This is a genomic window from Methylomonas lenta, from assembly GCF_001644015.1.
GTDB classification, from domain to species: Bacteria; Pseudomonadota; Gammaproteobacteria; order Methylococcales; family Methylomonadaceae; genus Methylomonas; species Methylomonas lenta.
Window position 1 is genome coordinate 71,409 of sequence record NZ_LUUI01000095.1, and the last position, 26,989, is coordinate 98,397.

At 48.1% G+C, this 26,989-nt stretch carries 27 protein-coding genes and 1 tRNA gene; 7 read left to right on the forward strand and 21 right to left on the reverse strand.

Annotation, left to right across the window (positions count from 1 at the left end; all coding sequences use genetic code 11):
* Window positions 1–325 precede the first annotated feature (325 nt).
* From A1359_RS08570 to A1359_RS08580, 3 genes are read left to right on the forward strand one after another with little or no spacing between them, the layout of a single operon-like run.
* Entirely contained in the window at window positions 326–1,399 is a 1,074-nt protein-coding gene (locus tag A1359_RS08570) for a DUF262 domain-containing protein (protein WP_066980997.1), read from the forward strand.
* Complete coding sequence (locus tag A1359_RS08575; protein ID WP_066981001.1) at window positions 1,399–2,169, forward strand: MAE_28990/MAE_18760 family HEPN-like nuclease; 771 nt, start codon at window positions 1,399–1,401, stop codon at window positions 2,167–2,169. Before A1359_RS08570 ends, A1359_RS08575 begins: the two co-directional genes overlap by 1 nt.
* Window positions 2,141–3,229, forward strand: a complete 1,089-nt coding sequence (locus A1359_RS08580) for a DNA cytosine methyltransferase (RefSeq protein WP_232322162.1) — start codon at window positions 2,141–2,143, stop codon at window positions 3,227–3,229. Before A1359_RS08575 ends, A1359_RS08580 begins: the two co-directional genes overlap by 29 nt.
* Window positions 3,230–3,382: 153 nt before the next feature.
* On the opposite strand, the gene A1359_RS08585 is transcribed toward A1359_RS08580, so the two are convergent.
* The 4 genes from A1359_RS08585 to clpB all read right to left on the reverse strand — a co-directional run bounded on the left by A1359_RS08585 (window position 3,383) and on the right by clpB (window position 9,219).
* Entirely contained in the window at window positions 3,383–4,300 is a 918-nt protein-coding gene (locus tag A1359_RS08585; RefSeq protein WP_066981004.1) for a DUF7669 domain-containing protein, read from the reverse strand.
* Window positions 4,301–4,606: 306 nt separating this feature from the next.
* Entirely contained in the window at window positions 4,607–5,284 is a 678-nt protein-coding gene (locus A1359_RS08590; protein ID WP_157200509.1) for a VPLPA-CTERM sorting domain-containing protein, read from the reverse strand.
* A gap of 560 nt (window positions 5,285–5,844) precedes the next feature.
* Window positions 5,845–6,534: a tRNA (guanosine(46)-N7)-methyltransferase TrmB gene (gene trmB / locus A1359_RS08600; RefSeq protein WP_066981013.1), complete on the reverse strand. Its 690-nt coding sequence runs from the start codon at window positions 6,532–6,534 to the stop codon at window positions 5,845–5,847.
* Window positions 6,535–6,645: 111 nt separating this feature from the next.
* Window positions 6,646–9,219: an ATP-dependent chaperone ClpB gene (gene clpB, locus A1359_RS08605; protein ID WP_066981016.1), complete on the reverse strand. Its 2,574-nt coding sequence runs from the start codon at window positions 9,217–9,219 to the stop codon at window positions 6,646–6,648.
* A gap of 292 nt (window positions 9,220–9,511) precedes the next feature.
* On the opposite strand from clpB, the gene A1359_RS08610 reads away from it, so the two are divergent.
* The 4 genes from A1359_RS08610 to A1359_RS08625 all read left to right on the forward strand — a co-directional run bounded on the left by A1359_RS08610 (window position 9,512) and on the right by A1359_RS08625 (window position 12,022).
* Complete coding sequence (locus A1359_RS08610; protein WP_198159302.1) at window positions 9,512–10,201, forward strand: DUF2272 domain-containing protein; 690 nt, start codon at window positions 9,512–9,514, stop codon at window positions 10,199–10,201.
* Between the two features lie 204 nt (window positions 10,202–10,405).
* The gene (locus tag A1359_RS08615; RefSeq protein ID WP_066981022.1) at window positions 10,406–10,609 is read left to right on the forward strand and encodes a cold-shock protein; all 204 of its coding nucleotides are present in this window, start codon (window positions 10,406–10,408) and stop codon (window positions 10,607–10,609) included.
* Window positions 10,610–10,729: 120 nt separating this feature from the next.
* The gene (locus A1359_RS08620) at window positions 10,730–11,662 is read left to right on the forward strand and encodes a hypothetical protein (protein ID WP_066981026.1); all 933 of its coding nucleotides are present in this window, start codon (window positions 10,730–10,732) and stop codon (window positions 11,660–11,662) included.
* A gap of 105 nt (window positions 11,663–11,767) precedes the next feature.
* Window positions 11,768–12,022, forward strand: coding sequence for a hypothetical protein (locus A1359_RS08625; protein ID WP_066981029.1), 255 nt, complete (start codon window positions 11,768–11,770; stop codon window positions 12,020–12,022).
* On the opposite strand, the gene A1359_RS08630 is transcribed toward A1359_RS08625, so the two are convergent.
* The 17 genes from A1359_RS08630 to metG form a co-directional block, all read right to left on the reverse strand.
* The gene (locus A1359_RS08630) at window positions 12,019–12,873 is read right to left on the reverse strand and encodes a radical SAM protein (protein ID WP_066981033.1); all 855 of its coding nucleotides are present in this window, start codon (window positions 12,871–12,873) and stop codon (window positions 12,019–12,021) included. The two genes, A1359_RS08625 and A1359_RS08630, sit on opposite strands and share 4 nt — an antisense overlap.
* Before the next feature lie 37 nt (window positions 12,874–12,910).
* A complete protein-coding gene (locus A1359_RS08635; protein ID WP_066981036.1) occupies window positions 12,911–13,723 on the reverse strand; it encodes a formylmethanofuran dehydrogenase subunit C in 813 nt (270 codons plus the stop codon).
* The gene (gene fhcD, locus A1359_RS08640) at window positions 13,720–14,616 is read right to left on the reverse strand and encodes a formylmethanofuran--tetrahydromethanopterin N-formyltransferase (RefSeq protein WP_066981039.1); all 897 of its coding nucleotides are present in this window, start codon (window positions 14,614–14,616) and stop codon (window positions 13,720–13,722) included. The genes A1359_RS08635 and fhcD overlap by 4 nt, the downstream gene beginning before the upstream one ends.
* Window positions 14,617–14,661: 45 nt before the next feature.
* Window positions 14,662–14,916, reverse strand: a complete 255-nt coding sequence (locus tag A1359_RS08645; RefSeq protein ID WP_066981043.1) for a DUF2442 domain-containing protein — start codon at window positions 14,914–14,916, stop codon at window positions 14,662–14,664.
* Between the two features lie 4 nt (window positions 14,917–14,920).
* Entirely contained in the window at window positions 14,921–15,181 is a 261-nt protein-coding gene (locus A1359_RS08650) for a DUF4160 domain-containing protein (RefSeq protein WP_066981046.1), read from the reverse strand.
* Window positions 15,182–15,307: 126 nt separating this feature from the next.
* Window positions 15,308–16,972: a formylmethanofuran dehydrogenase subunit A gene (locus A1359_RS08655; RefSeq protein ID WP_066981049.1), complete on the reverse strand. Its 1,665-nt coding sequence runs from the start codon at window positions 16,970–16,972 to the stop codon at window positions 15,308–15,310.
* A 9-nt stretch (window positions 16,973–16,981) separates the two neighbouring features.
* Window positions 16,982–18,241: a formylmethanofuran dehydrogenase subunit B gene (locus tag A1359_RS08660; protein ID WP_066981331.1), complete on the reverse strand. Its 1,260-nt coding sequence runs from the start codon at window positions 18,239–18,241 to the stop codon at window positions 16,982–16,984.
* Window positions 18,242–18,251: 10 nt separating this feature from the next.
* The gene (locus A1359_RS08665) at window positions 18,252–18,629 is read right to left on the reverse strand and encodes a 4a-hydroxytetrahydrobiopterin dehydratase (RefSeq protein ID WP_066981052.1); all 378 of its coding nucleotides are present in this window, start codon (window positions 18,627–18,629) and stop codon (window positions 18,252–18,254) included.
* 124 nt (window positions 18,630–18,753) lie between these two features.
* Window positions 18,754–19,140, reverse strand: a complete 387-nt coding sequence (locus tag A1359_RS08670; protein ID WP_066981054.1) for a ClpXP protease specificity-enhancing factor — start codon at window positions 19,138–19,140, stop codon at window positions 18,754–18,756.
* Window positions 19,137–19,742, reverse strand: coding sequence for a glutathione S-transferase N-terminal domain-containing protein (locus tag A1359_RS08675; RefSeq protein WP_269747897.1), 606 nt, complete (start codon window positions 19,740–19,742; stop codon window positions 19,137–19,139). The genes A1359_RS08670 and A1359_RS08675 overlap by 4 nt, the downstream gene beginning before the upstream one ends.
* Window positions 19,743–19,916: 174 nt before the next feature.
* Window positions 19,917–20,636, reverse strand: a complete 720-nt coding sequence (locus tag A1359_RS08680) for a cytochrome c1 (RefSeq protein ID WP_066981060.1) — start codon at window positions 20,634–20,636, stop codon at window positions 19,917–19,919.
* A gap of 3 nt (window positions 20,637–20,639) precedes the next feature.
* Window positions 20,640–22,037, reverse strand: a complete 1,398-nt coding sequence (locus tag A1359_RS08685; RefSeq protein ID WP_066981062.1) for a cytochrome b — start codon at window positions 22,035–22,037, stop codon at window positions 20,640–20,642.
* Window positions 22,034–22,633 carry a ubiquinol-cytochrome c reductase iron-sulfur subunit gene (gene petA, locus A1359_RS08690; protein ID WP_066981065.1) on the reverse strand — a complete coding sequence of 200 codons (600 nt, stop codon included), beginning with the start codon at window positions 22,631–22,633 and terminating at the stop codon, window positions 22,034–22,036. Before petA ends, A1359_RS08685 begins: the two co-directional genes overlap by 4 nt.
* 133 nt (window positions 22,634–22,766) lie before the next feature.
* On the reverse strand, window positions 22,767–23,846 hold the full coding sequence (gene hisC / locus A1359_RS08695) for a histidinol-phosphate transaminase (protein ID WP_066981068.1): 1,080 nt from the start codon (window positions 23,844–23,846) through the stop codon (window positions 22,767–22,769).
* A 363-nt stretch (window positions 23,847–24,209) separates the two neighbouring features.
* Window positions 24,210–24,286, reverse strand: a tRNA-Arg gene (locus A1359_RS08700).
* A gap of 37 nt (window positions 24,287–24,323) precedes the next feature.
* Window positions 24,324–24,878, reverse strand: a complete 555-nt coding sequence (locus tag A1359_RS08705) for an RnfABCDGE type electron transport complex subunit B (protein ID WP_066981071.1) — start codon at window positions 24,876–24,878, stop codon at window positions 24,324–24,326.
* Window positions 24,879–24,889: 11 nt separating this feature from the next.
* Window positions 24,890–26,905: a methionine--tRNA ligase gene (metG, locus tag A1359_RS08710; protein ID WP_066981334.1), complete on the reverse strand. Its 2,016-nt coding sequence runs from the start codon at window positions 26,903–26,905 to the stop codon at window positions 24,890–24,892.
* Window positions 26,906–26,989 lie beyond the last annotated feature (84 nt).

Here is a 26,989-nt window from a genome sequence, read left to right on the forward strand (position 1 = left end):
TTAGAATATATTCTCCCTTATTTCTCTACAGTCAATGCGGGTTTTGGTAGGCGTCTGCTTAGGGTCGGGTGTTGACCGTCCGCTCATCAGATTCATCGCCGGAAAGCTGACATTGAATTCCGATTCCCGAAAGCTGCCGTTCGTCACTGTACCCAACCGACCCTTTACAGCCACTTGGTTTAAAATTCCAGTGTCTGCTTTGGTCTATATTCGAGCCAGAGATTATTGCAAAGGGTTAAACTGTAGGGAAGGAACACACTTATGTGTGTCCTCCCTAGATGGCTAACCGAATCGATACAATATTTTTTAAAATCGAATTGAACCAATGAAGAATAAAACGACGAGACACATACCCAGCCTTGCAGAAGCCGAAGTGGCGGAAAATCAAATCTCCGAACAGTCGAAAAGAATCGAGTTTTATTTGACGGAGTATTCGGTGGAGATGCTGGCCAATAAGACGCGGAACGAGGAATTCATCGTTCCAGCTTACCAGCGTGAATTTACATGGGAACCGGAACGGAAATCCCGATTCATCGAATCCCTACTGATGGGACTGCCGATTCCATTTTTGTTCTTTTGGGAACAACCTGACGGAAAGCTGGAGATCGTGGACGGGTCGCAACGCCTTAGAACGATCGAAGAATTCGTTCTGGGTGATTTTCAACTGACCGAGTTGGAAAGTCTCACCGCAGTTTCCGGATTCAAGTTTGCCGATTTGCCGGACTCTAGGCAGCGAAAAGTCAAAAACCGGTCGATACGCGGCATTATTCTGAATGAACACGCCGACGAACAAGCACGATTCGATTTGTTCGAGCGTATCAATACCGGTAGTAAAACGGCCAATAAAGCGGAAATTCGCCGAGGGGCGCTCAACGGGCCGTTTATGGACTTTATCATCGTATTGGCGAAATATCCCGATTTCGTCGAGATGGCACCGATGCCAAAAGAAAAAATCGATCTGCGCGAACGTGAGGAGTTGGTGACGCGATTTTTCGCTTACAGCGATGGACTGGAGAATTACCGGGACAGACCCTCCGAGTTTTTATTCAATTACGTTAAGCACATGAACGAGCGATTTACCGCCGAACCAGGGCTTGCGGAAGATTACCGTGAACGCTTCGATCGAACGATGTCTTTCGTTAAGCGAACCTTTCCGTTGGGTTTTCGCAGAACCAAAGCGAAAACCGCGAAAGCTACTCCACGATCGCGGTTCGAAGCTATCGCCCTCGGCTCTTGGTTGGCGATACAGGAAAGACCGGAACTAACCGACATTGATGTCGAAGACTGGCATTTGGGCAAGGAGTTCGGAAGTATAACCGGTGCTGACGGAGCGAATGCCAGAGCGCGATTACTGGGCCGAATGCAATTCGTTAAGGACAAGCTACTCGGGGCAGAATAATGGTTGCCGAACTTTCCAGAGCGTTCGAAGAGCGCCAGGCAGAAGTATCGACGTATATAGAGTTTTTGCAATCGCTGGAACAGGCTTCGAGAAGCGGGATCCCGAAACTGGAAAATGTTGACCATTCGATCAGCACCGATCAGCAAAAAATACTTTATTCCAGCGTGTATTTGCAGCTTTATAACTTGGTCGAATCTACTATCACGCGATGCCTCGAAGCTGTCACTAATGCCGCAACCAATTCCGGCACTCTGTATGCCAAAGACTTGTCCGAGTCCTTGCGTTCCGAATGGGTCAAAGGTATGGCCAGAACCAATAAGGAGCTGAGTTCCGATAACCGGTTCCTAGCGGCTATGGAACTCTGCGAGCATCTTATAAGCAACAGACCTATCACGGTACTGTCAATTACCAAAGGCGGCGGAGGTAACTGGGATGATACGAATATCGAAAATACCACGCTGCGTGTCGGGTTTAATCTAAACATTAGCGACGACGTTAAACAAGGTATCAGAAGGCATTACAGAGACGGAATGGGCGCATTAAGTGCAGTGAAGACATACCGAAACAAATTGGCTCATGGCAAAATTTCGTTTGTCGAATGCGCAAACGAAGTAACTGTGTCTGACTTGCAAAAATTGAAGGATAATACGACCGCATACCTTCGAGAAGTTATTGATAATTTCATTGCTTATATCGAAGGTTTCGAATACTTGGCACCCGATAGACGTCCTGGAAATACCATTGGAGAACAAGAACTCAATCCAACCTAAAATCAAAGCGGTCGATTTATTTTGCGGGGTCGGCGGGCTTACTTACGGCTTGACTAAAGGTGGAGTCGAGGTAGTCACCGGCGTCGATATTGATCCGGCGTGCCGTTTTCCATTCGAGGCCAACAATTACGCCGAATTCGTCGAACAAGATGTCGCTACCTTAAAATCCGAAACCGTGGAACATTGGTTCGGAAAGGCCGAATTTCGTTTATTGACAGGCTGTGCGCCTTGTCAGCCATTTTCGACCTACAGCCGGAGCGGTCGAAACAAACAATACCAAGAGCAATGGCCCTTGGTGCTGAACTTCGGGCGATTGGTTAGGGATATTCAGCCGGAGTTGATTGCAATGGAAAACGTGCCTCAGTTGGTCGATCATCCCGTGTTCCAAGATTTTTTGGATAGTCTGCATGGTTATGCAAAGTGGTGGTCCATAGTCGATTGTTCGTCTTTCGGTGTGCCGCAAACCAGGAAACGATTGGTTTTGTTGGCTTCCAAGATCGGTTCGGATAATTTGGAGTTGTTACCGAACGAAGGCGACAGCGCTACGGTACGAACAACAATCAAGGATTTACCGCCTATTTCCGCTGGTGAATGTCATCCAGCCGATTCGCTGCATGCCGCTTCATCGCTGAGTATGTTGAATTTACAGAGAATCAAAGCTTCCAAACCGGGCGGCACGTGGCGAGATTGGCCATCCTATTTGTTGGCGGCATGCCATAAAAAATCGACCGGAGCGACCTATCCAAGCGTTTACGGGAGGATGGAATGGGATAAGGCCGCGCCGACTATTACCACGCAGTGTTTCGGATACGGAAACGGACGTTTCGGACATCCCGAACAAGATAGAGCGATTTCGTTGCGCGAGGCCGCTATGCTGCAAACCTTTCCGAGAGATTACGCTTTCGCGCCAGAAGGCGGACAAATCAAATTCAACAAGATCGGTAAGCTGATCGGTAATGCAGTGCCGGTTAGGCTGGGCGAGGTGATCGCTGTTCAGTTAGTTTCGCATGTTCAATCTTTACGGCCTAATCGAGAGTTGATCTTTAACCCAATCAGTTAACGCAAGCTTGCGATAACTGGAAAAGTCACATATGCGGTAAACAACATGCACAGCAGGGTTCGGTTCGTAGCCTCACCCTACGACTGTTATTGGCCGTTATGCAAAGCTTTGCATAACGGCCACAAGGAGACATAGCAGACTGCTATTAATACACTAAATGACTTTTTTATCTTTCTCCGGATTATACAATCTGTACTTACCTTTTTCTAACCACCAATATAGGTCTTCACCGCCAGGATAATGATGTCTTGATGTATGATTTACGGAATCAGAGGTAATTTGACAACCCACAGTAGTTTTATTGAAACTAGGATATTTTTTTATAATCAGTTGGTTGATATCCTTTGGTGTAAAAACTTTATTTTTATCCCCACCAAGAAATTCATCAACATTTTCTCTAACTATTTGTTTTGCTGATTTTTCACCTCCCCATCTTTGGGTAACTACCTTTTTTGGGTTAACTATGTCCTCAAGCCCAACGATGGCCTCAGAGTTAACTAATACATCGCCTGCTTCTGTCTGAAAAACATTAAATTGTAAGCACGTCACATCAACCCCATGCACCTGCCTTAAAAATCGACATACTTTTGAAACAGTTGGAGTTATCTCTTCAGCTGCAATAAATAGTCTTAACCTTTGATTCAGCGAAGGAAAATCATCGGTTTCAAATGTTTCAATGAATAATTTTTCAAGTGATTTTTCATTTTCAGCACCATTGTAATGAGTGAAAATATCATTAATTTTTTCATCAGAAAGATCATTTGCCCATGCAGCATATTCCAATAGTTGAGCAACAACATCCCTTGGCGTTCGACCTTTTTTTAATTCGATAACTACTATGTTTCCATCTTTATCCAAGCCCAAGAGGTCAGGGAATATAGTGCTAGCTTCTTCTTGATAAGCGGAAGTTTGTCGACCTATAATTAGAAGCGGCTCTTGAGCAATCGCCCAAGGACTATTTTCAAGCCAGCATTCAAGATGAGCTTCCATTTCCAAAGTAGTTTTTGCTGCGGGAACGAGTATCGCACTCTCAATATTATCAATTTCGTTTTTTAACTTGAAAATTGGCATTAAATATCTCTATAAATAAATTTCGTATTAAACTAACTGACACTGGAAATATTGATAATATATAATATTTGAAGATACACAACAAAATAAATGGCTCACTGACTGCTTTGGGTCGCTATGTGTAGATTAACATAGCGACCCTTAGTTGACATTCGGAGCTTGGCGCTCAATGTCTGCAGGGATCCAATGAGTTGCCATTCAACGCAAAGCTAAGCGGGCTTTTTGCGCAGCTCCGCTTGAGCGTTGAGTTAGACGAATTTAAGTTTACGCTGACCCCAGTTATTAGACTTTTGCTACTTTAGGGCCTTACGTCGGCAGGAACCGGCGCAAGAGAGCTAGCCCTGCGAGCGCCGATCCATAAAGTACCGCAGCTGCAGGAATGGGAACCGGTGAGGCCTCCAGATGATAGGCGTAATAGGAACCGCCGAAACTGTCGAGCGGAATGGTGCCGTCCAAGGTCAACAACCCGTTGACTAAGCCCCCGGAGATTTGAGACAACGCTCCGTTGTTAAAGCCAGTGCAATAGGTATCTGGCCCTCTGGGAGAGAAGCAAGCCCCCGAATCCCCGTACAAGTTGGAATAGTCATTCCCAATGCTCTGCATCTGCGAGCCGAACAAGGCAAAGCCAGCCCAGTCGGAGACTCCCGCCACGACTGGGTTTGCCAGCCTTAGCCAGTACTGATCGGTTATGGCCGTCGAACCCGCCGAGTCCCCCAAGGTGTATTGCCACCAATAGTGGGAAAACTCCACTTCGAAGCCACCGGAGATATTCCGCGTCTCCTCTTGCGGATTCCCCTGGCCCGACGGGTCTCCGATGATAATAAGTGAACTTGGATGATAGGTCGCGGTGCTTCCCGCCCCAAAAACGTAGGTCACGACCGTAGTATCGACCCCCGAATCGACCACCAGGGCCGAGGCCGGGTTTACCGTGAGCAAGCTAGCGACCGCCAATACCGTCAAGTTGATGCAATGATTAAATTTCACATAGACCTCGCTAGATGTTGATAAAGGATTTTCTCTTTCCCAAGCCCTAAAAATTTGCTTGGATTACTGAAGCCTAACAAGTTCATAAGCTGTTAACAGTATATCTACCACGAAACCTGGGTTGCAACTATAAATTCATGAACACTAAGGGGTTTTCCTTTCCGTATATCATCCCAACAGGTGAAATTAGGTGTTGTCATTTTGACGGTTACGCATCCCAGAATCAGGCGTTCGAGTCGCATCTTAGCTTAGGCAATATTCCTAATCAGCAACGCCGATATTTAAAAGGGACTGCCTTATTATTAATTGGATTTTTGCGTTAGCGGCCGTAATAAGCCAGTTAGAAGTCAGTGATCGGCGTATGCCCGGCGGCAGTAATTGGCAGGGTCGAGCCAAACACGACTCAAGGTTGCTTGCCGAAAAGCTGCCATTCGCTGAGCTTAGAGACGGAAAATTTCGCCAGCGTCCTCAGTGGCCGGTTTTGGCCGAACCCAGGCGTTCAAAATCTGGCTGGGTTTGTATCGGAATTCGCGTGCAGTAGGGAATCACCATAGGGTGCTTTATAGCTTGGTAAATATTAAATCCCACACGCCGTGGCCTAAGTTCAAGCCGCGGTTCTCGAACTTGGTCATTGGCCGATAGTCGGGGCGTGGACAATAGTCACCTGCAGGACTGCTGTTTTTTAAGGAAACATCGGTGGATAAAGTTGCCAGCATATTTTTGGCATAATCCTTCCAGTCGGTGGCTGCATGAAAATAACCGCCGGTGACTAATTTTTTTTGAAGTAACTCAAGAAAGCTGGGGCGCACGATACGTCGTTTGTGATGGCGACGTTTGTGCCAGGGGTCTGGGAAAAACAAATGTACACCGGCGACGCTGTTGTCGACGATTTTTTGTTCTAAAATTTCTATCGCATCGTGGTGGTAAATACGTACATTGCTGATGCCGCGTTGCTCAAGCAGCAACATCAAATGACCAACACCGGGGCGGTGTACTTCTATCCCTAAATAATTGAAATCCGGGTTGGCTGCGGCCATGTGGGCCAGGCTGTCACCATTACCAAAGCCTATTTCGACTATCAGTGGCGCCTGTCGACCAAAGCTTTGCTCCGCGTCAAAATCTTGTTCCGGGGATAAACAATACTTATCCCAGTAGCTTTCCATCGCAAGTTTTTGGCCGGCGGTAGCGCGGCCTTGGCGGCGAATGTAGCTGCGAATTTTGGCAGGATCGATTTTTTGGGATTCGGTCATGAGAAAAAGATGGTCGGCCGGATAAAATTAAGGGCCGATGATTTTCAGTCATCGGCCCAGAGGGTTTAGATTAAGCTAGTTTAACATTCATCCGCGTAGGCTTTAATCGGATTATTTGCTAAACGTTAGTCCATCCGTAGCATTATCAACTTTGATAATGTCTCCTGGCAGGAAGTGTCCGGAGAGAATTTCATTGGCCAATGGATTTTCCAGTTGTCGCTGTATGGCCCGTTTCAAGGGTCGCGCACCATACACCGGGTCGAAACCGGCTTCGCCGAGTAAATCCAGCGCTGTTTCGCTGAGTTCCAGTTCCATGTCTTTTTCCTGTAAACGACGACGCAATTGGTCGATCTGGATGCTACAGATAGCCCGAATCTGACCTTGGCCCAATGGATGGAATACTACAGCTTCGTCGACCCGGTTAATGAATTCCGGCCGGAAATGCTGGCCGACGATTTCCATCACCGCATCTTTCATGGTGGTGTAATTTTCCTCCCCTGATAGTTCCTGAATCACGCTAGAGCCTAAGTTAGAGGTCATGACTATGACGGTGTTTCTAAAGTCCACCGTGCGACCTTGGCCGTCAGTTAATCGACCATCGTCCAATACCTGCAACAGTACATTGAACACATCGGCATGGGCTTTTTCAATTTCGTCCAGCAATATCACCGAATAAGGTTTGCGGCGCACGGCTTCGGTCAAATAACCACCTTCCTCATAACCGACATAGCCTGGAGGAGCTCCGATCAAGCGCGCCACGGAATGTTTTTCCATAAATTCGGACATGTCGATACGCACCATGGCTTCTTCAGTGTCGAACATGAATTCTGCCAGGGCTTTGCAAAGTTCTGTCTTACCCACCCCGGTTGGACCTAAAAACAGGAATGAACCGTTGGGACGGTTAGGGTCGGATAAGCCTGCACGTGAACGGCGGATGGCGTTACTGACGGCTTTCAAAGCTTCGGTTTGGCCAATCACGCGTTTGCTGAGGTTTTCCTCCATTTGTAGCAGTTTTTCCCGTTCGCCTTGCATCATCTTGGAAACAGGAATGCCGGTCCATTTGGAGACCACTTCAGCAATTTCTTCCTCGGTGACTTTGCTGCGTAGCAGAGTGGTTTCCTGCATTTCAGCCTGCGAGGCTAGATCCAACTCTTTTTCCAATTTGGGAATGTCGCCGTATTGCAGCTCCGACATGCGGGTGTAATCCTGATTGCGGCGTGCGGCCTCCAGTTCTAATCGGGCGTGTTCCAGGCTTTCCTTGATACTGGCGGTGCCTTGCAGCGCGGCCTTTTCGGCTTTCCAGATTTCATCCAGGTCGGAGTATTCTTTATCTGCTTCGTCAATTTGCTCTTGAACTTGCTCCAAACGTTTCCTAGATGCATCGTCTTTTTCTTTTCTCAACGACTCCTTTTCCATTCGTAATTGAATTAATCTTCGTAGTAAACGATCCATTTCTTCAGGCTTGGAGTCGATTTCCATGCGTATGCGGCTGGCAGCTTCATCGATCAAGTCAATGGCTTTATCCGGTAATTGGCGGTCGGCAATATATCGGTGCGACAGCACGGCGGCAGCGACTATGGCCGGGTCGGTGATGTCGACACGATGATGGATTTCGTAACGCTCTTTCAAACCGCGCAAAATCGCGATGGTGTCTTCCACGTTGGGTTCATCCACCAGCACTTTTTGAAAACGGCGTTCCAGGGCCGCGTCTTTTTCGATGTATTTGCGATATTCATCCAGTGTGGTGGCACCAACGCAATGCAGTTCGCCACGAGCCAAAGCCGGTTTTAGCATGTTGCCGGCATCCATTGCGCCTTCAGCTTTGCCGGCACCAACCATGGTGTGTAGTTCGTCGATAAACAAAATCACCTGACCTTCCATTTTGGCTAGGTCGTTCAACACTGCTTTCAGGCGTTCTTCAAATTCGCCACGAAACTTGGCGCCGGCGATCAAAGCCGCCATGTCCAGCGACAACAATTGTTTGCCTTTGATGCCTTCAGGCACTTCGCCGTTAATGATGCGTTGCGCCAAACCTTCGACGATAGCGGTCTTACCGACACCGGGTTCGCCGATCAATACCGGATTATTTTTGGTGCGGCGTTGCAATACCTGGATGGTGCGGCGAATTTCGTCGTCGCGGCCAATTACGGGATCAAGCTTGCCTTGTTCAGCGCGTTCGGTCAGATTGATGGTGTATTTTTTTAAAGCCTGACGTTGGTCTTCGGCGTTAGCATCATTGACATTCTGACCACCGCGCATATTATCAATGGCTTTTTCAACTGCCGATGCTGTAACGCCGGCGCGTTTTAAAATATTTTGTAATGTACCGCTGGTTTCTAGTGCTGCCAGTAAAAACAGTTCGCTGGAAATGAAAGCATCTTTGCGTTTTTGCGCCAGTTTGTCTGTCAGATTTAGAATGCGCGATAATTCATTGGAGAGCTGCACGTCACCGCCGGAACCCGATACACTGGCCAAGCTGTCAATGTCTTTATTCAAATCCTTGTGCAAGGCGTTGACCTGAACCCCGACCTGTTGCAATAAAGGTTTGACGCTACCACCTTCCTGGTCCAGTAAAGCCAACATGACGTGCAGTGGTTCGATAAATTGATGGTCTTTACCCAAGGCAAGACTTTGAGCTTCGCCAAGCGCTTGCTGGAATTTGCTGGTGAGTTTGTCCATACGCATAGTGATATACCTCGTAATAATTTAGTGTTGCTGCTGAGATGCGGCGTTATCGGTTGTTTTTCAAGAGGGATGTTGAGCCGATAGCGAAAACATTTTTTATAAGATCAATTTTTCCAGTAAGGCTGCAGGCGACTGATTGAGGTGCTGCCTGCTCAGGTTCGACTTATTCTTATGCGTGTAGTAACCTGCCGCAAAATCAAGGATTAATTGCAAACATAGTGTTAGTGTTAAAGATCAATTAAAGATGCCATCTATCCTGTTTGGCTTAATTTTGCTACTGAGTGGCTGTGCTGTGGATAAGCAAGAGCAGATTTCGACTATGTTATCTGTGGATAATGCCACGCCATTGTTTGTTGTGCCAAGCGTTAGGGAGCGAATGTTACACCTTGCTCGCCAGGAATGGGATTTGTTCGGACGACCCGAAGTCAATTATGAAAGCGATCCGCCAGCATTAACTTATCCAAGTCAAGCAGTTCATGGGCATGAAACCCTGGCGCCATTTTTTAGTCGAGTATTCATGTATTGGTATGCTGCAACAGACTTACCAATAATCGGCTATACAGGAGAAATAAGACCCTGGTCTGCGGCTTTTATTGTTTGGTTGGCGCGAAGTGCGGGGGTGGCTGAAACTGATTTGCCTTCTACTGTTTTGCATTGGGATTATATGCAGCATGTAATGGCTGCGGGTTCTGCAGGCCGATTTGTAAGTCATGCTATTAATGCTTATGCCCCTAAGCCGGGGGATATTATTTGCGCAGCAAGAGGTGAAGCTTTTAGCCAGTCAATCCATGGCTATAAAGATTTAAAACATGGTGCTTACCACTGTGATTTAGTGGTTGCACAGCGACCTGGCGTTATTGATGTGATAGGTGGCAATGTCTTAGATGCAGTCAGTCTGGCGCATATAAAATTAGATGGCACGGGAATTGTTTTACCTACAAAAGCCAGGCCATGGTCATTAGTGATAGAGCAGCGAAATTAAAATATTTCGGTGTCATATGCAGATATTGCTTCGTTCAGGCTGATGTGTCATTGGACAAGGTTTGGCTGTAGCCTTAGTAAATAAATCACAGTACAATTGCCGGCTCAGTTAAAGATGTTGAATTGCGCCTTGGTCATTATGGAAAAAGGTTGTCAATATTGTTTTTCTGCGTAACTATCAGTTTTAATTAGTAGGAGTTTTAAAATGGCAACAGGCACAGTCAAGTGGTTCAATAACACCAAGGGCTTCGGTTTTATCGAGCCTTCAGAGGGTAAGGAAGATGTTTTTGTTCATCACTCGGTTATTAAGGGCGATGGATTCAAAACCTTGTCACCCGGGCAAGACGTTGAATTTGAAATAGAATCCGGCCCAAAAGGCTTAACTGCTGCCAATGTTCAACCTAAATAATTTTTAAAGATCCCACAATAAAAGGCTCTTGTTATCAAGGGCCTTTTTTTTGCGCTTTAGAGAATACCAATTCAACTTGCACGGTATAATCAGATTCCCGAAACTAAACGGATAACGGCAATGGCACGCGATTTTTCTTCTTTAAAAAATCTGGATATTCCAGTTAAAGTTTTATTCACAGGTTATCTGACAACAGTTGCGGTAGGTTATCTGTTTGCCTTGATCCAGATTCTGTTCACGCACGGTATGGCTGACGGCAAGTTTGGCTTGTCGATAGATGACATCGTGTACAGCTATTACGGTAATCGATCCGGGGCATTATTGGAAACCAAGTTGAATGGTTCCATGAAAGACAATGCCTCTGAGCAGGAGCGTTTTACTATTATCCAGTGGGTACGTGATGGTGCGGATAAGGATGAATATACCGATTCCGGTGTGGAAGCAATTGTCGCAGAACGTTGTGTGATGTGTCATAACAAGGAAGCATCCATTCCAGATTTGAGTGATTTCAAGGTAGTAAAAGAATTAACTAAAGAAGATGAAGGGGCCACCTTTAGCTCTTTGACAAGGGTTTCGCATATTCATTTATTTGGCATCAGCTTTATCTTTATGTTTGTCGGTTTGATTTTTAGCTTTGCTGAAACCAGTACCATCAAATATAAATCGATCGCTATTGGCATGCCTTATGTTTTCTTATTAGTGGATATCTTGTCTTGGTGGTTGACCAAGTTACACCCGATGTTTGCTATTTTGATTATTCTGGCGGGTGCTGGTATGGCGGTGTCGTTTTTGTTTATGTGGGTAGTCTCTTTGTTGGAGATGTGGTTATTCACAAGAGTGTTTCTGGATGTTAACGGTCAGCCACGACCAAGGTGGAGTGCAATAGTAGAAGCCAAATTGCAGCAGATTGGTTGTGATCAGGCGCTGACATTGACAGGTCGCTTGGGCTGTTCAGCCAAATCCTCAGCTAAAAAGCTTTGGCAATATTGGCTTGAGCGGGGCATGCCTATGGTCAAAGAGTGGTTGCAAAAACAAACTGGCGACAAAAAGTAGTTGGCAATGTGATACGGCTGGCAAATTAATCAACTCAATTCATGATTTAATGATGTCGGCCGTTAACTTAACCGGCAAGATTCAAGTAGTCTTCGGAGGTCTGATATGAACATGAATCCATTATCCAGCGCCACCAACTTAATTAGTTCGGCTCAGCAAAAAGCCGATACTGCCGCACAGACCATAGCCAGGCTGCCGGTGCAAAATCAAGAAGTTGGCGGTTTAGAACCCATTAAATCAACTGATTTATTTAAACCGGTTTTGAGTTTAAAAGAAGCCGAGCTTGAAACCTCGGCAGCGACAAAAGTGATTAAAGCTCAGGACGAAATGATAGGTAGTTTGCTCGATATTAACGCTTAAGCATTTACGCTGACATCATAGCCCAAGGCTTTGATGTCAGTCGCCAAAGCATGCATTTCTTCACTATTGACCTGTTCCAATTCCGCAGCTTCAGGCTGAAATGATGGTCTGGCCAGGCTGTACAGCATAATTTTCTGTAAAACGATTTGTTGTAGCTGTAAGTCTTTTAATAGCTGCAAATAAGCCTGTTTTTCGCTATCCGTCCAGGTTTTGTCATCAAAATGCAGCATGCAGGTTTGCAGCTTGGTCGGGCATAACTGGGTGGCAATTTTCAGGTTTTCCAGCAATTTTTGCTGACTCTGTACCGAGTTGTTGATTACTTTTCGGCCTTGTTCAGTTGCACTGTCCAGTTTAAACCAGATTACGCCGTGGTAAGTAGCCAGCTGTTTTAATCCGGCTTGAACATTTGCTTGGTGAATTAAGCTGCCGTTAGTAATCAAGACAAAATGGCTGCTGGGGAAAACCCCGGTTTCGCAGGCGATCTGGCCGATTAATGTTACCGCCTGCTCGAAATTATCAAGACTCGTAGGTTCGCCGTTGCCGGAAATGGCGATGTCTTTGATGATGCGCTGTTCGGGAGCAACATTGAATTGCTCGAAGAAGTCAGCGTGTTGAACTTGATGCAGAAAGAATCTTAACTCATCTTCCAATAAGGCAAGATCCATTGTTGGCGCTGCGCCGCGTTTTAAGTCAGGCACCTGGCAATAGATGCAGCGCCAGTTGCAGGCATTGTTAGGATTAAAATTAACTCCAATCGACAAGCCGCCGGCGCGACGCGACATGACCGGATAGATGTATTTCAAGCCGGCGATGTCGCGATCGTGATTGGTGGTGGTGAGTTTTTGAATCATCCGTTGAATTGAAATAACCAGGGTTCAATTCGGAAAGTTAAATCCTGACCAATACTTCGCCTCGTCCTGTTTCAGCCATATCTCCGCCATATCGTTGTACCCGATTAAACACCACTTCGTTATCAGCAAAGCGGGAGTTCAAGGTTTTGAATGAGGCAAACAATATCGGTAAAAATGCCAGGGTATGCGAACCGCAGTCGTTAAAGCTGGCGGACAATTGATGTTGATTCCAAAGCAGCAGGGTACCGCGACGCATCGCGTAGCCCAAATAACGACCGGTATTGCCCATCACGGCAATGGTGCCTGCTAGCATGCGCGAACCACAATAATCACCGGCGTTACCTTCAATCAGGATTTGGCCGCGGCGCATGTGGTCGCCGGCGCGTTGGCCGACGTTACCCTTAACTAATACGGTGCCGCCTTTCATGCCTTGTTTATTGCCGGGCAGGGCGCCACCGAGAAAGTCGCCGGCATTGCCTTCGATCTGCAGCAGGCCGTTTTTCATTTCGCAAGCCGCGTATAACCCCGTATCGCCGCTGACATTGATAGTACCCGATTTCATCTGCATACCCAGGTAAGCACCGGCATCGCCTAGTACGCTAATGCTACCGCCATCCAGCTCCTTGCCGATAAAATCCAGTTTGTCGCTAGCGTTGGCAATGATGATTTCCTGGGTATCCATGCCGGTGATATAAAACAGCTCATCGACGCGGGGACGGTTTTTACCATTTTGCAGTTCGATGGCGGAAATCGCATCGATATCCATACCTTGCAACTTTTGGCACACCAGTGGCGACATGTCGACGCGCTGCGCTGTGGGTTGTTTCAGGGTAAAGGTTAACGCGCTCATGCCATGATCTCCTGCAAATGAAAGTGAAACGGCCCCAGTTTGCCGCCGTAATTACCGGCGCTGATGCGTTTGATGCCATTCGCTGCGCCTAAATCGCACACGGCTTGAATGCCGACCCGCATGGCTTTGTCTATGTCTTCCTTAGATAAGCCGTCAATGACGATTTCCATCACCGACTCAATTTCCGGCGATAAATCGGTTTTTGTCACGCCTTTCAAGGTCGGGCAGAAGGCGTCATTGGTCGATGCGCCCAGGGCTGGATATTTAGAGCCGACCTTGGAGCCGGAACGTACCACACCGCCGGGGAAGGGCATAATCACATTGGGGATTTTTTTCATTTCCTCGATCGCCGCCTCGCAGGCCGCCAGGGCTTGCGGTTGCGATTCTGCCAATACCAGAAAGTTGCCGCCGCCGATGGCTTCCACCATGCCGGTAGTGGCCTCGGTCAAAAACTCGCCATCCATAACCGGCACCCGCCAGTAGCGTTTGCCAGCTATTTTTTTGGCGATTTGAAAGCCGTCACCGAAATAGCGTAGATTTTTTCCCAAGGGGATCGGTTTGCCGCCTTCTATGCCGGCGAATAACGCAGAGGTCGGTGATGTCAGTACGCATTGCCCCGCGCGGGTTTCCAATTGCTTGGCTAAGCCCTTGCCGCCCATGGCGTAAATCATAATAGATACGCCGGGACGTCCGTCCGGGGTTTCGTCAGGACTTAATATTCGTTCGATACCCGCCTCGCAACCGCAGGCAATCACCGAAGTGGCAAAGCCCGTCATGGCTTGGGCGGAAATCATCGCCCACTTTTCGTTCTGGGCTGTGATGATAGCTCGCGTCGCCTTCATCGGGAAGGCTTCGGCAAAGGTTTTATCGATAGTTACGCCGTTAATAATCATGGTTGGTACTCATGGTTTAATACTTTATTCATTGGGGTGACTCACCTATGCTGCTTTGGATTGAGTGAATTTTAGTCGTAAGCCGTCGGCACAAAAATCAATATCTTGTTCCGGCCAAATAATCGAACGGCCTTTACTGCCAATTTGTACTTGATTAAATACAGCGGGATCTTTTAACTGGGTCATGACTCCTTTTTCCAGTAGGTGCCCGAAGTTGGCAATGACAGTGACATTATCGTCGTAGGTTATGCTGATGCTGTAATTGGCTGAATCTGGTTCTATGGTTTTGATATAAAACATGGTTTTACTCCAGCGGCTCGATCGCGACAGGCGGTTGCAAGTTTTTACAAAGCTCCCAATCCAGTAATAATTCTTCCTGATGTAAAGCAGTCCATTCTAAAACCATTGATTTCACACGTTTTGGCGCATCGCCCTTGATAATCTTGATAGGGTTAATCGCAATGACTAACTCAAACTCGCCATATTCAGCATGAAAATGTGGCGGCGCGTGGTCATCAAAAAACATCTTGATTAGGATGCCGTAAAACATGGAAATTGTGGGCATGGCGTTATCCTAATTCGGGGTTTTAGAACTCGTAGCTCCGATTAGCCATAGCGTAATCGGAGGGATGGTTAACACGGTTGCGTACGATTACGCTTCGCTAATCGTACCTACATTTTGCCCAAATTTCTAAGCCACACCCCGCAATGGATGAGTCGTCAAACTGCCGCGTCCGTCTTCAGTAATCTCATCATCGCTGATTTTAAAGTTGCCGAGTTTCATGGTCAGATACTTGTCAAAATATGGCTTCAAGTCTTTTTCAATCGACAGGTCGTAGTCAGGTTTGACGATGTGGGTCGTACCCCAGGTGACTTTCACTACTTGACCGTCTTGCACCACCAGTTCGCCGTCTTTGAATACATAGTCGGGTTTGGTAAACATCGCTTGTCTATCCGTGTTTTCGGTGTAGACGGTGATGTCGGCCCAATTGCCTGCGCTCAGGGCGCCGCGATCTTTCAAACCGATGATGCGGGCCGCGCCGGCACGGGTCATGATGGCGATTTCGTTCAGGCTGTATTCGCGCTCGATGGATGCCAAGGTGGTCATCTTCTGTGCTTCCGGATGGATGGTCGCCAGCATGTCGTTGCGGAAGCTACGGTCCATCAGCAGGCGTATCAAATGCGGATAGCTGGTAAACGGTGCGCCGTTGGGGTGATCAGTTGTCAGGAAAATGCGCCAGGGGTCGTTGACCAGCAGGAAAATTTCCAGACCGATAGCCCATTGCAGGGCGTTGACGAAGTTTTGATCGCGATATTTAAAGGGCACCAAGCCGCAGCCGGCATCGCACTCGATATCCATGCACACCCATTTATTGGGGCTGGCATACTTGTGGTTAGCATGCTGGCGCATACTGTCGCCGGAGGCTGTGACGGTTTGACCAAACATGATTTGGCCGACGTCCGTAGTGATGTTTGGATTGTTATTGATCGCTTCGGCAATCTGCGCCGCGCCGGATGAGAATTTGAAATCGCCTTCGGTGCCGTAGCTGTGAAACTGGATGTGAGTCAAATGCATAGGCAAACCATCGACGCCTTGTATGGTGTTCAAGGTTGTTTCGATGTTGCCGGGTACGCCCAGGTTGCAGCCATGTACATGTAGCGGATGGGTGATGCCCAATTCCTTAACCGCAGTGGCCAGGGTTTTCAGGATTTGCCGAGGTGTCACATCGTAATGCGTATTTTGCTCGTCCAGATCCAGTTTGCGCTGATTAAATTTGAAAGCGTTGATGCCGCCCGCATTCACGACTTTGATACCGATGCCTTTGGCGGCATTTAGGGTCCAGGCCACATAATCATTGATGGCTTTTTGATCTTTGTTGGCTGTCATCATGCGCAGCAAAAAGTCGTCGCTGCCCAGCATCACATAGCCGCCTTTATCGACGATAGGCGTGTCGCCCATTTCCATATGCGCCTGACGGGCATTGATCGGCAGCACTGCGGGTTCGAAGCAGGCGGTGTAGCCCATTTCCGCATAGCGATAACCGGCGACGTAGGTGCTGGGCATGGCGTGACCGTTGCCGGAACGCGTGATTGGCGTGCGAGCCACCGGGTCCATGCGATGGTCTTCCGGCAGCAGGGTGCGGGCGATGTTGCCTTTGCCGCCGCCGATATGCGTGTGCATGTCGATGGCGCCGGACATGACTACTTTGCCGCGTAAGTCGTATTCTTTATCAACCGGTTTGCCGTCGGTAGGGGCGTCGACTATGCGACCATTTTGAATAAAAATATCCCGTTGCAGGCCGTCTATGCCGCTAGCCGGATCGTAAACGGTGCCACCTGTGAGTTTTATCAGCATGTCTAAATCCTAAAGTGCTTGTTCGATGGCATGCAGCACTTCTGAAGTGCTGGGCAGGCCGGAGTCTCTAAGTTTTTTCAGGCGTATCGCCACCACATTATCCAGGCGGTAGGCGTGGCCGGGGTGATCGATGCCAGGGGTGCCGATGGGAATGAATACGTCGGGTTCATTATCAAACGTCATGCCGGAGCGGCCGATAGCGATAGTCGGCAAATCGGTTTTTGGCGGCTTGCTATTGATATTGAAGGCCTGCACCCAAATCAAGGCATCGGCCTCGCCGTTGTTTAGCATGGCTTGGCTGTCGTACAGAAAAGGATCATATTCAGGATAGCCACGGGCGAAGTTGACCCGAGCCGGGTAGCCGGTGGTCCAGCCGCACACCTGGTTGGCGGTTTGGTCGCCTTCCTTGCCACCGAGCGGAAAGCCGGAGCAACGTTTGCCCTGATCATTGATGTCTTTGACAATATTGCAAATGACCTGCACCGTCAGTTCGGCATGGTCGAAAGCCAAGGCTGCTGCGCCCCAGCAAATCACGCCGTAGCTAGCTGCCGATAGTTTGTCGGCGATAGTTTGCAAGTCGGTCACTTGAATGCCGGCTACCGATTGCACGTGTATGGGGTGTTTCCTTATCAACGCAGCAAGCACGGCTAATACATCTGGTAAGTCAGCATCGGCGCAAGGAAAAATAGTAGCTTGATGACCGTTAGGTGATGTCGAGGCATTGCCGGAAGGTGCTTTGCCCAGATAAATCACTTCGCGACTGCCGGTGTCGCTGACAAACATGGCCTCTTGATTCCACAGATAACGCTCGAAAAAGCGTGGTGCGAAACCTTCCAGGTCGGTGCCAACAATCAGCAAGACATCGCAGCGATTTTTGATTTCCGCCAGCGTGGTGTTCATCCAGCCGGAATCCTGCATGGCTAAAATGTTGCGGCGGGCAGTATTGAAGTTGATGTTATCGACTACGGCGCCGGTTTTATCGGCAAGCGCGAGCAAAGCCCGCATGCCATTAACGTCGGTGGCACAGCCGCTGATAACCGGTTGCTGAGTGTTGCGCAATAATGTAGCCGCTTGGTTAACGGCTACATCCAGACTGACGATTTGACCGGCTACTCTAGGGCTGGTGTCGGTAATAGATTCTTCAAAAGCCGGCGTGTTTATGTCGCACCCGTTGGCGTTCACTTTAATTTTCACGCCATCGATCTGAATGCTCAGGTCGTCGGTGCCGATACCGCAGAACGGGCTGGGTACCTCGGTGATTTCAGTCATGTTGCTGTCCTCAGTCATGTTTGATGTATTTGAAACGGGGATCGTCCGGCGTGCCTTCAAACACGCCATTAGAGGTGGCTGCTGCATCCCACAGCACCACGTCTTCGATTTTTTTGGCCAGGGCAAAGTCTTTTTCGGTGATGCCTTTTGCCGAATGAGTCACTAGCTTGACGATTACAAAGGCATATGAAACGGTTAAATCAGGGTGATGCCAGGCTTTTTCGGCTAAGTGGCCGACGGTATTGACGACCATTAAAGTGGCTTTCCAGCCGCTGGTTTTAATTTTGCGGCGAATCCAGCCGTTTTCATAATACCAGTGCGGTAAGTCTGCCTGCAGACGGGCATTAATTTCGGCTTCTGTCATGGCTGGTTGAATTTCGTGAGTCATAGCCTTTACCCCGCAAATAAATGATGTGCCATTCTATCGTAATTGTTTTGTTGGTGTCTTTAGCACCTTGATCAATGCACTGCCTTTACGAGCGTTGCTCCCGCATCAGGTTGTAACGCGCAGGCTATTTGACGACTCTAAGTTGCGGCCTTTGTGGCGGCTTGTTTTCGGGTTCATTAGGTGGCGGACTGTCCTCGTCGGATTCTTCCGGGTCAAAGACCATGCCTCTGCCGTTTTCTTTGGCGTAAATAGCCAGGATAGCTTGAATGGGGGCGTTGATGCGCATAGGTTTGCCGGAAAAACGGGCATTAAATTCAATTTCGTCATTACCCAATGCCAAGCTTTGTACGGCTTCTGCTCGAATATTCAGCACAATGCGGCCATCTTCTACAAAATCCATCGGTAGATTGACACCAGGATATTCGGCGTTGACTAATAAATGTGGGGTGAGACTGTTGTCTGTAATCCATTCGTAAATAGAGCGGATTAGGTAGGGTTTGAGTGGTGTCATTTACTTACTGGCATTAATTCAAATTCTTCACGGCTTAGACTTTCCTGGAAAGCCTTACGAGAAAACAGCCGGTTGGCGTAGGCGGTAATGCCTTTGCCTAAGCTAGTGATATCGATGCCGATGCTGGGAAGTCGCCAAAGAAAAGGCGCCATGACGCAATCGATCATGGAATATTCTTCGCTCATAAAAAATGGGCTGGCATCGAATACCGGAGCGGCAGACATCAGGCTTTCTTTGAGCATTTTTTTGGCTTTGACTGCTTTTTTCTCGCCATTTAACTGGATCTCGTCTAGCAAGGGGTACCAATCTTGATCGATACGTTTAATCAGCATACGGGCATTGGCACGCGATACGGGGTCCATTTGATGTAATGCCGGATGAGGGAAGCGCTCGTCTAGATATTCCATGATGATGCGGGCATCGTATAACACCAGATCTCTCTCCACAAAAGTGGGTGAGTTTCCATTGGGATTCAATTCGAGAAGGTCTTCAGGTGGCTCGTTTGGATCGAAAAACTCTATATCGGCTGGGACGCCTTTCTCATGCACAACAAGGCGTGCACAGTGACTCATAATACAGTTCGACGATGTGAACAGAATCATTGCGGATTTTCGGCTGGTTATATTTGCCACGAAGGATATCCTCTTTAATAAGCAGAGTTTAAAACGGGGCGAATTGTACCATGCTTGCTGATGGATTTGGGGGAGGCTCTAAAGCAGGAATAAGAGGGGGGGTAACAGGCGGGATGCCGAGAAGCATCCCGCTTTTGGCAAGGCTTAGTGGATATCTTTCCAGTATTCTTTTTTCAACAGGTAGGCGAGTACGATGAACATCAGGATAAAAAACAGCACATATTTACCCATTTGTTGTCTTTCCAATTGCACGGGTTCACCCACATAAACCAGAAAGCTGACCAAGTCATTGATGGTTTTATCAAATTCCTTAGGTGATAATTGGCCAGGCTCTACCAATTTTAGTTCGGTAATGACTTCCTGACCGTCAATGGTTTTGGTTGTTGCCTCTTGAGTGCCTTGCAGTTGCCAGAACACATTAGGCATCGCCACATCTTTAAAAACTACGTTATTGACGCCTGTCGGTTTGCCTTTTTCGCTATAAAAACCTTTCAGGTAGCTATATAACCAGTCAGCGCCACGAGAACGGGCAATCAGGGATAAATCGGGTGGCATGGTGCCATACCATTTTTCCGCATCATGTTGGTTCATTGCTGAATGCATTGGGTCATAAATACCCGCGCCGAATGGTGCAACATTTTTCAGGATTTCATCTTCATCCAGTTGCAGGTCCATAGCAATCCGCTTATACCGCATATGCTTAGCCGAATGGCAGCCTAGGCAATAGGTGACGTAGTGATGAGCGCCGCGTTCAAGTGAAGCGTTATCGGTTAAATCGATGTCGGCTGATTCCAGTTTGACACCGCTGCTAGCCAATACACTAAAAGGCAGCAAAAATAAAAGAGTGTAGAGAACTTTTTTCATGACTTAATCCAGGCTCTTTTTCAGGTTCTTTGCAGTGCGAATCAACACAGTTATGATGCCTGCATAATTCGGTCTTCTTTTGGTGGCAGTGACATTTTCTTTGCTAGTGGTTTGCTCAATAGTGACCACTTCATCGATGACTGCCATCAAATCAGGGATGCGATCTTCCAGAGTACGTTGTTCGGTTAACCGTTTCGGCACTGGTTTGGTTTTTTCCCAGCGGGTATACAGCGGCATCAACAAGAAGAAGCCAAAGTAAACGGCGGTTAATACACGGGCGAACATGGTTGCGCCGGGAGTCGCAGGTTGTGTACCTAAATAGCCTAGGCCGATAAATGCAATAACAAACAGTAATACGGCTTTTTTAAAGATGCCACCACGATAACGGATGGATTTCACCTTACTACGATCCAGCCAAGGCAGCATAAATAGCACAACAATCGCACCGCCCATGGCGATCACGCCAGCGAACTTATCAGGTACTGCGCGCAAGATGGCGTAAAACGGCGTGAAATACCAGACTGGGGCAATGTGCTCCGGTGTTTTCAACGGGTCGGCAGGAATGAAGTTGGCATGTTCAAGAAAATAGCCGCCTAGTTCCGGCATGTAAAAAATTACTGCAGCGAAGAAGAACATGAATACGCCCACGCCGACGAGATCTTTTACCGTGTAGTAAGGGTGGAATGGAATGCCATCCACGGGATGTCCCCAAGGATCTTTTGATTCTTTTATTTCTACGCCGTCAGGGTTGTTGGAACCCACTTCGTGCAGCGCGACAATGTGCAGGAATACCAGGATCAGTAATACCAACGGCACCGCGATAACGTGGAAGGCAAAGAAGCGATTCAAGGTGGCGTCGGAAATGACGTAATCACCGCGTATCCATAATGACAAGTCGTCACCCACAACAGGAATGGCGCTGAACAGCGATATGATGACCTGAGCACCCCAATAAGACATTTGTCCCCAAGGTAACAGATAGCCCATGAAGGCTTCTGCCATCAGGCAGACGAAGATCAGCATGCCGAATATCCAGATCAACTCGCGCGGTTGTTTGAATGAACCATAAATCAGGCCGCGGAACATGTGTAGATAGACCACGATGAAAAACGCCGAAGCGCCGGTGGAATGCATATAACGCACCAGCCAGCCCCAGTTGACATCGCGCATGATGTATTCCACAGAATCAAAAGCCAGTTTGGCATCAGGCTTGTAGTTCATGGTCAGCAAAATGCCGGTGATAAACTGATTAACCAGTACGAGCAGGGCTAAGGAGCCAAAAAAGTACCAAACATTAAAGTTTTTGGGCGCGTAGTAATGCGCCATGTGTTCATTCCACAAATCGGAGATAGGGAAACGTTCCAGCAGCCAGTTGCTGCATTGATTTAATCTTACTTTCATGCTGCAGCCCCTTCAGTGTCTTCGCCTATGATGATCAATGTGTCAGTGATATAGCGGTAAGGAGGGACCTCAAGATTGGTGGGGGCTGGAACACCTCGGTAAACGCGTCCGGCTAGGTCGAACCATGAGCCGTGGCAAGGGCAGAAGAAACCGCCTTTCCAATCACTACCCAAATCGCTAGGTCCAATTTCCGGACGGAAAGTGGGCGAGCAACCCAGATGGGTGCAAAGGCCAACAGCAACAAAAATTTCCGGCTTAATAGAGCGCAGCGAGTTTTTACTGTATTCAGGCTGGACCGATTCATTGGAAAGTGGGTCTGCCAGTTGGCTGTCAAGAGTCGATAAAGTGGAAATGACTTCCGGTGTTCGGTTCAATACCCAAACCGGTTTGCCACGCCAGGCGGCTCGAATCAGCTGGCCAGACTCCATCTTGCTGAGATCAACTTCAACAGGAGCGCCGGCAGCCATGGCTTTGGCGCTGGGTTGCATTTGGGAAAGAAATGGGACGGCCAGGTAACCGGCCCCGACGGCTCCAACCACAGACAATGCCGAGGTTAGAAACTGGCGTTTTGAGGTATCGACGCCTTCTGGATTCATAGGTAACACTCCTGTTGAGAGATGATGTATTGGTGATACATCAATTATTATAATTTTTAGCAAATATACCCTACTGGCCCTAAATATTGAAAGCGTTATTGCTGGCAGGGTGTGGCAAACAAGATTTAGCTGTTTAAAGTTGATCAGTTAGTGCGATAGTCAGAGCCTTTAAGAAGGCTTGATTCTCTTCCGGTTTACCTATGGTAACTCGCAAGCTATTACTTAACATGCCGCCTTGGTGGGAGAGGTTTTTGATCAAGATGCCTTGTTTTTTCAGGGAAGCGAACACGTCATCCGCGGATTTTATAAGGAGTTTAAACAAAATGAAATTAGCGGCGCTGCTATAAGCTGTGATGCCGGGCAAGGCTTGTAGTGCGGTTAATACCAGGCTGCGCTGTTGGCAAATGGTTTCGGTTTGAGCCAATAAAAAATGTTGATTTTGCAAAGCAAAGCTGGCGGTTATTTGTGTCAGGCAGTTGATGTTGTAGGGTAGGCGAACTTTGTTTAACTGCTCTAGAATGGATGGGTTGCCAGTCAGGTAGCCTAAGCGTAAGCCGGCCAAACCCAGTTTAGAGACTGTACGCATCACCAATAAATTTTGATAATTGGGTAACTCGTCGATGAAACTAGCATCGGCAAAGGGAGAATAAGCTTCATCGACCACGACTAAACCGGGCGAGGTTGCCAGAATGTCTTTTATGGCTTGGGTATCGAATAGATTGCCAGTAGGGTTGTTGGGGTATGCCAGGAAGATCAAGCTAGGCTGTAGAGTGCGGATGGCTTCCAGCATGGCTGGCATATCCAAATCAAAGCTGTTGGCCAGTAATGGTACACCTTGATAACGTAAGCCCAGGCTTTGCGCTACTTGTTTATACATCACAAAACCGGGTTCTGGTGCTAATACTGTGGCGGAGTTTGGCAATGCCATCATCAAAATCTGAATGATTTCATCTGAGCCGTTGCCTAACATTAAGCTAGATTGTTCCGGTAAAGCATTGCTTTGTCGTAAAGCTTTGCATAAATCTTTTGCCTCAGGGTCCGGATAACGGTTCATAGGGCAATTTTTTAAATGTTCCAGCCAGTCTTGTTGGATATCTTCCGGCCAGCCATAAGGATTTTCCATGGCATCGAGTTTGATGAAGTTACTGGCGTCGGCGACATGGTAAGCCGACATGGCAAGGATTTCGGGTCGGAATAGACTGAGGGTGTTCATTGGGTATGTTTGGGAGAAAATGTTAAGCCGTTTAGTCTTTCATTCTAAAGATCAAGTAGAAAATTTATTTTTTAGTATCTGCTGTCGCATGGTGAATGGGGAAAACAAATTGCGCAGACCATGTCCGATTAATGTTACTGAAACTGAGATTTTAACAAAGCGATTAGCTGAAGCCTAGCGCTAAAAATAGCTCGCAATGCAGGTTTTTGGTATCGGGCATCAGTTTTTTAGCCGTTAAAGGTAAGCTGAAAAGTGGGTTTAATGTTGGGTGTTAAAGCGTATTTGGAAGAGTGAATCCATGTGGGACATAGTTAGTTTTATGCTGGGCGTAGGGCTAAATAGATGGCTTGAAGGAGAGTGTATTGGCGCGCCCGAGAGGATTCGAACCTCTGGCCTCGGCCTCCGGAGGGCCGCGCTCTATCCAGCTGAGCTACGGGCGCAATTGATAAGAAGCGGCATTATAAAGCTAATTGCGACTTAAGTCTTTGTCTTGTTGATTTTGGCCAGTAATTGTTTTTGTCGCATCAGGCGTTCGGCTTTTTCGGTTTCCTGTTTGGCTAGCCGTAGGTTTTTGGCTTGATAACGTATTCGACTATGATCGGCATCTTTAAGTGTCCAGTCTGGGTGGGGCGCAGGTTGCATGCTGATGCAGTTGACGGGGCAGGGTGCTACGCATAATTCGCAGCCGGTACACTCCGCCTCGATGACGGTGTGCATGTGCTTCGAGCTGCCCAAAATCGCGTCGGTCGGGCAGGGTGGCAAACATTTGGTGCAGCCTATGCACTCGGCTTCATTGATTACAGCCACCAGTCTGGGGCGCTCGACGCCGAATGCCGGGGCTAGCGGTTTGGCGGCAACGCCTAGCAGGGTCGATAGCTTTAGAATGCCGGCTTCGCCGCCGGGCGGGCATTGGTTGATGTCGGCCTGTCCGCTGGCTATGGCTTCTGCATAAGGCTTGCAGCCCTCGAAGCCGCATTTGCGACATTGAGTTTGTGGTAGCAAGGCATCGATTTGTTCAGCCGTGACAGTCATCGTTAGTCGCTTTATTTAACCCGCATGCCGGCTTGGGCGCCATCGTCAGGCGATAATACCCAAAGGTCTTTGCCGCCTGGTCCTGCCGCCAGCACCATGCCTTCCGATAAACCGAAACGCATTTTGCGCGGTTTCAGATTGGCAACCACCACGGTCAGTTTGCCGATCAAATCTTCCGGTGCATAAGCGGATTTGATGCCGGCGAAAATGCTGCGGGTTTCGTCGCCGATGTCGACGGTCAGATGCAGTAGTTTTTCTGCGCCTTCCACATGCTCGGCATTGATGATTTTGGCGATGCGCAAGTCTATTTTGGCGAAGTCGTCGATTTCAATCGGTTCGGCAATCGGGTCAAAACGCTTGGCTACCGGTTGTGGGGTTTTCTGCAGGTTTTCTTTGGAGGCTTCCACAATGGCGGCGATTTTTTCCGGATCGACGCGAGTCATCAGGGGAATAAAGGCATTAATCTTATGTATCAGTAAGGGCTGGGCATCGCTGGGCCAGGCTTGTGCAGACAGATTCAGGAATTGCTCCGCATTGGCTGCTAGAACAGGAATTACCGGTTTCAAATAGGCTACTAAAATCCGGAACAGGTTTAAGCCAACGCTACACACTTGTTGCAGCTCCAGGTCTTTGTCCTCTTCTTTGGCGATCAGCCAGGGTTTTTTATCGTCGATGTACTGGTTGGCTTTGTCGGCCAGGGCCATGATTTCGCGCATGGCTTTACCGAATTCGCGGTTTTCATACAGGTCGGCGATATCGGATTCGGCATCGATAAATTGCTGAAATAAATCCGGCTCGCTGCATTCGCTGGACAGCATGCCGTCGAAACGTTTCGTGATAAAACCGCTGCAACGGCTGCCGATATTGACCACTTTACCTACCAGGTCGGCGTTGACGCGTTGAGTGAAATCATCAAAGCTCAAGTCGATGTCGTCGATGCCGGCGCTAAGCTTGGCAGCAAAGTAATAGCGCAGATATTCCGGATTCAGATGGTCGAGATAGGTGCGGGCTTTGATAAAAGTGCCGCGGGATTTCGACATCTTTTCGCCGTTTACGGTTAAAAAACCGTGAGCAAAAATCGCGCTGGGGGTGCGGAAATTGGCACCGTGCAACATGGCAGGCCAGAATAAAGCGTGGAAATAGATGATGTCTTTGCCGATGAAGTGGTAAAGCTCGGTGTTGCTGTCCTTGCCCCAGAAGCTGTCGAAATCCAGTCCCTGTTTGTCGCATAAGGCTTTACTGCTGGCCATATAGCCAATCGGTGCATCCAGCCAGACATAAAAATACTTGCCCGGTGCATCGGGGATTTCAAAACCAAAGTAAGGGGCATCGCGGGAAATGTCCCATTCCTGCAGGCCGTTTTCTAACCATTCAGACATTTTGTTACTGACTTCGGCTTGCAAATGGCCGGCGCGGGTCCAGTCGTTTAGCATGTCGCTGAAATCGGCTAAATTAAAAAAGTAATGCAGCGAATCTTTTTCGATGGGTTTTTCGCCGGAAATGGCCGATACCGCGTTTTTCAGTTCCATCGGCGAGTAGGTGGCGCCGCAGGCTTCGCAGTTGTCGCCGTATTGATCGGCTGCGCCGCATTTCGGACAGTCGCCTTTGATGAAGCGATCGGGTAAAAACATGTTTTTCACCGGATCGAAAGCCTGGGTGATGCTGCGGCTGTTGATATGGCCGCCATCGCGTAAACGCTTGTATATCAGGCTGGACAGGGTTTTGTTTTCTTCTGAATGCGTGCTGTGGTAATGGTCGAATGCCACGCCAAAGGCATCAAAATCGTCTCTATGTTCCTGTTCAACCTGAGCAATTAATTGTTCCGGGGTAATGCCTTCGCGGTCTGCGCGCAACATGATCGGTGTGCCGTGGGTGTCGTCCGCACAGACATAATGACATTCATGTCCACGCATTTTTTGAAAGCGTACCCAGATATCGGTTTGTATGTATTCGACAAGGTGGCCTAAGTGAATCGGGCCGTTGGCATAAGGTAAGGCGCTGGTAGCAAGGATTTTACGATTAGACATGGACAAAAACAGCATTAAAAATGAGGTGCTGATTATGTCATAAAACGACCTACCTTTCATGGCTAGGTGTTTTTGAATCGAAGC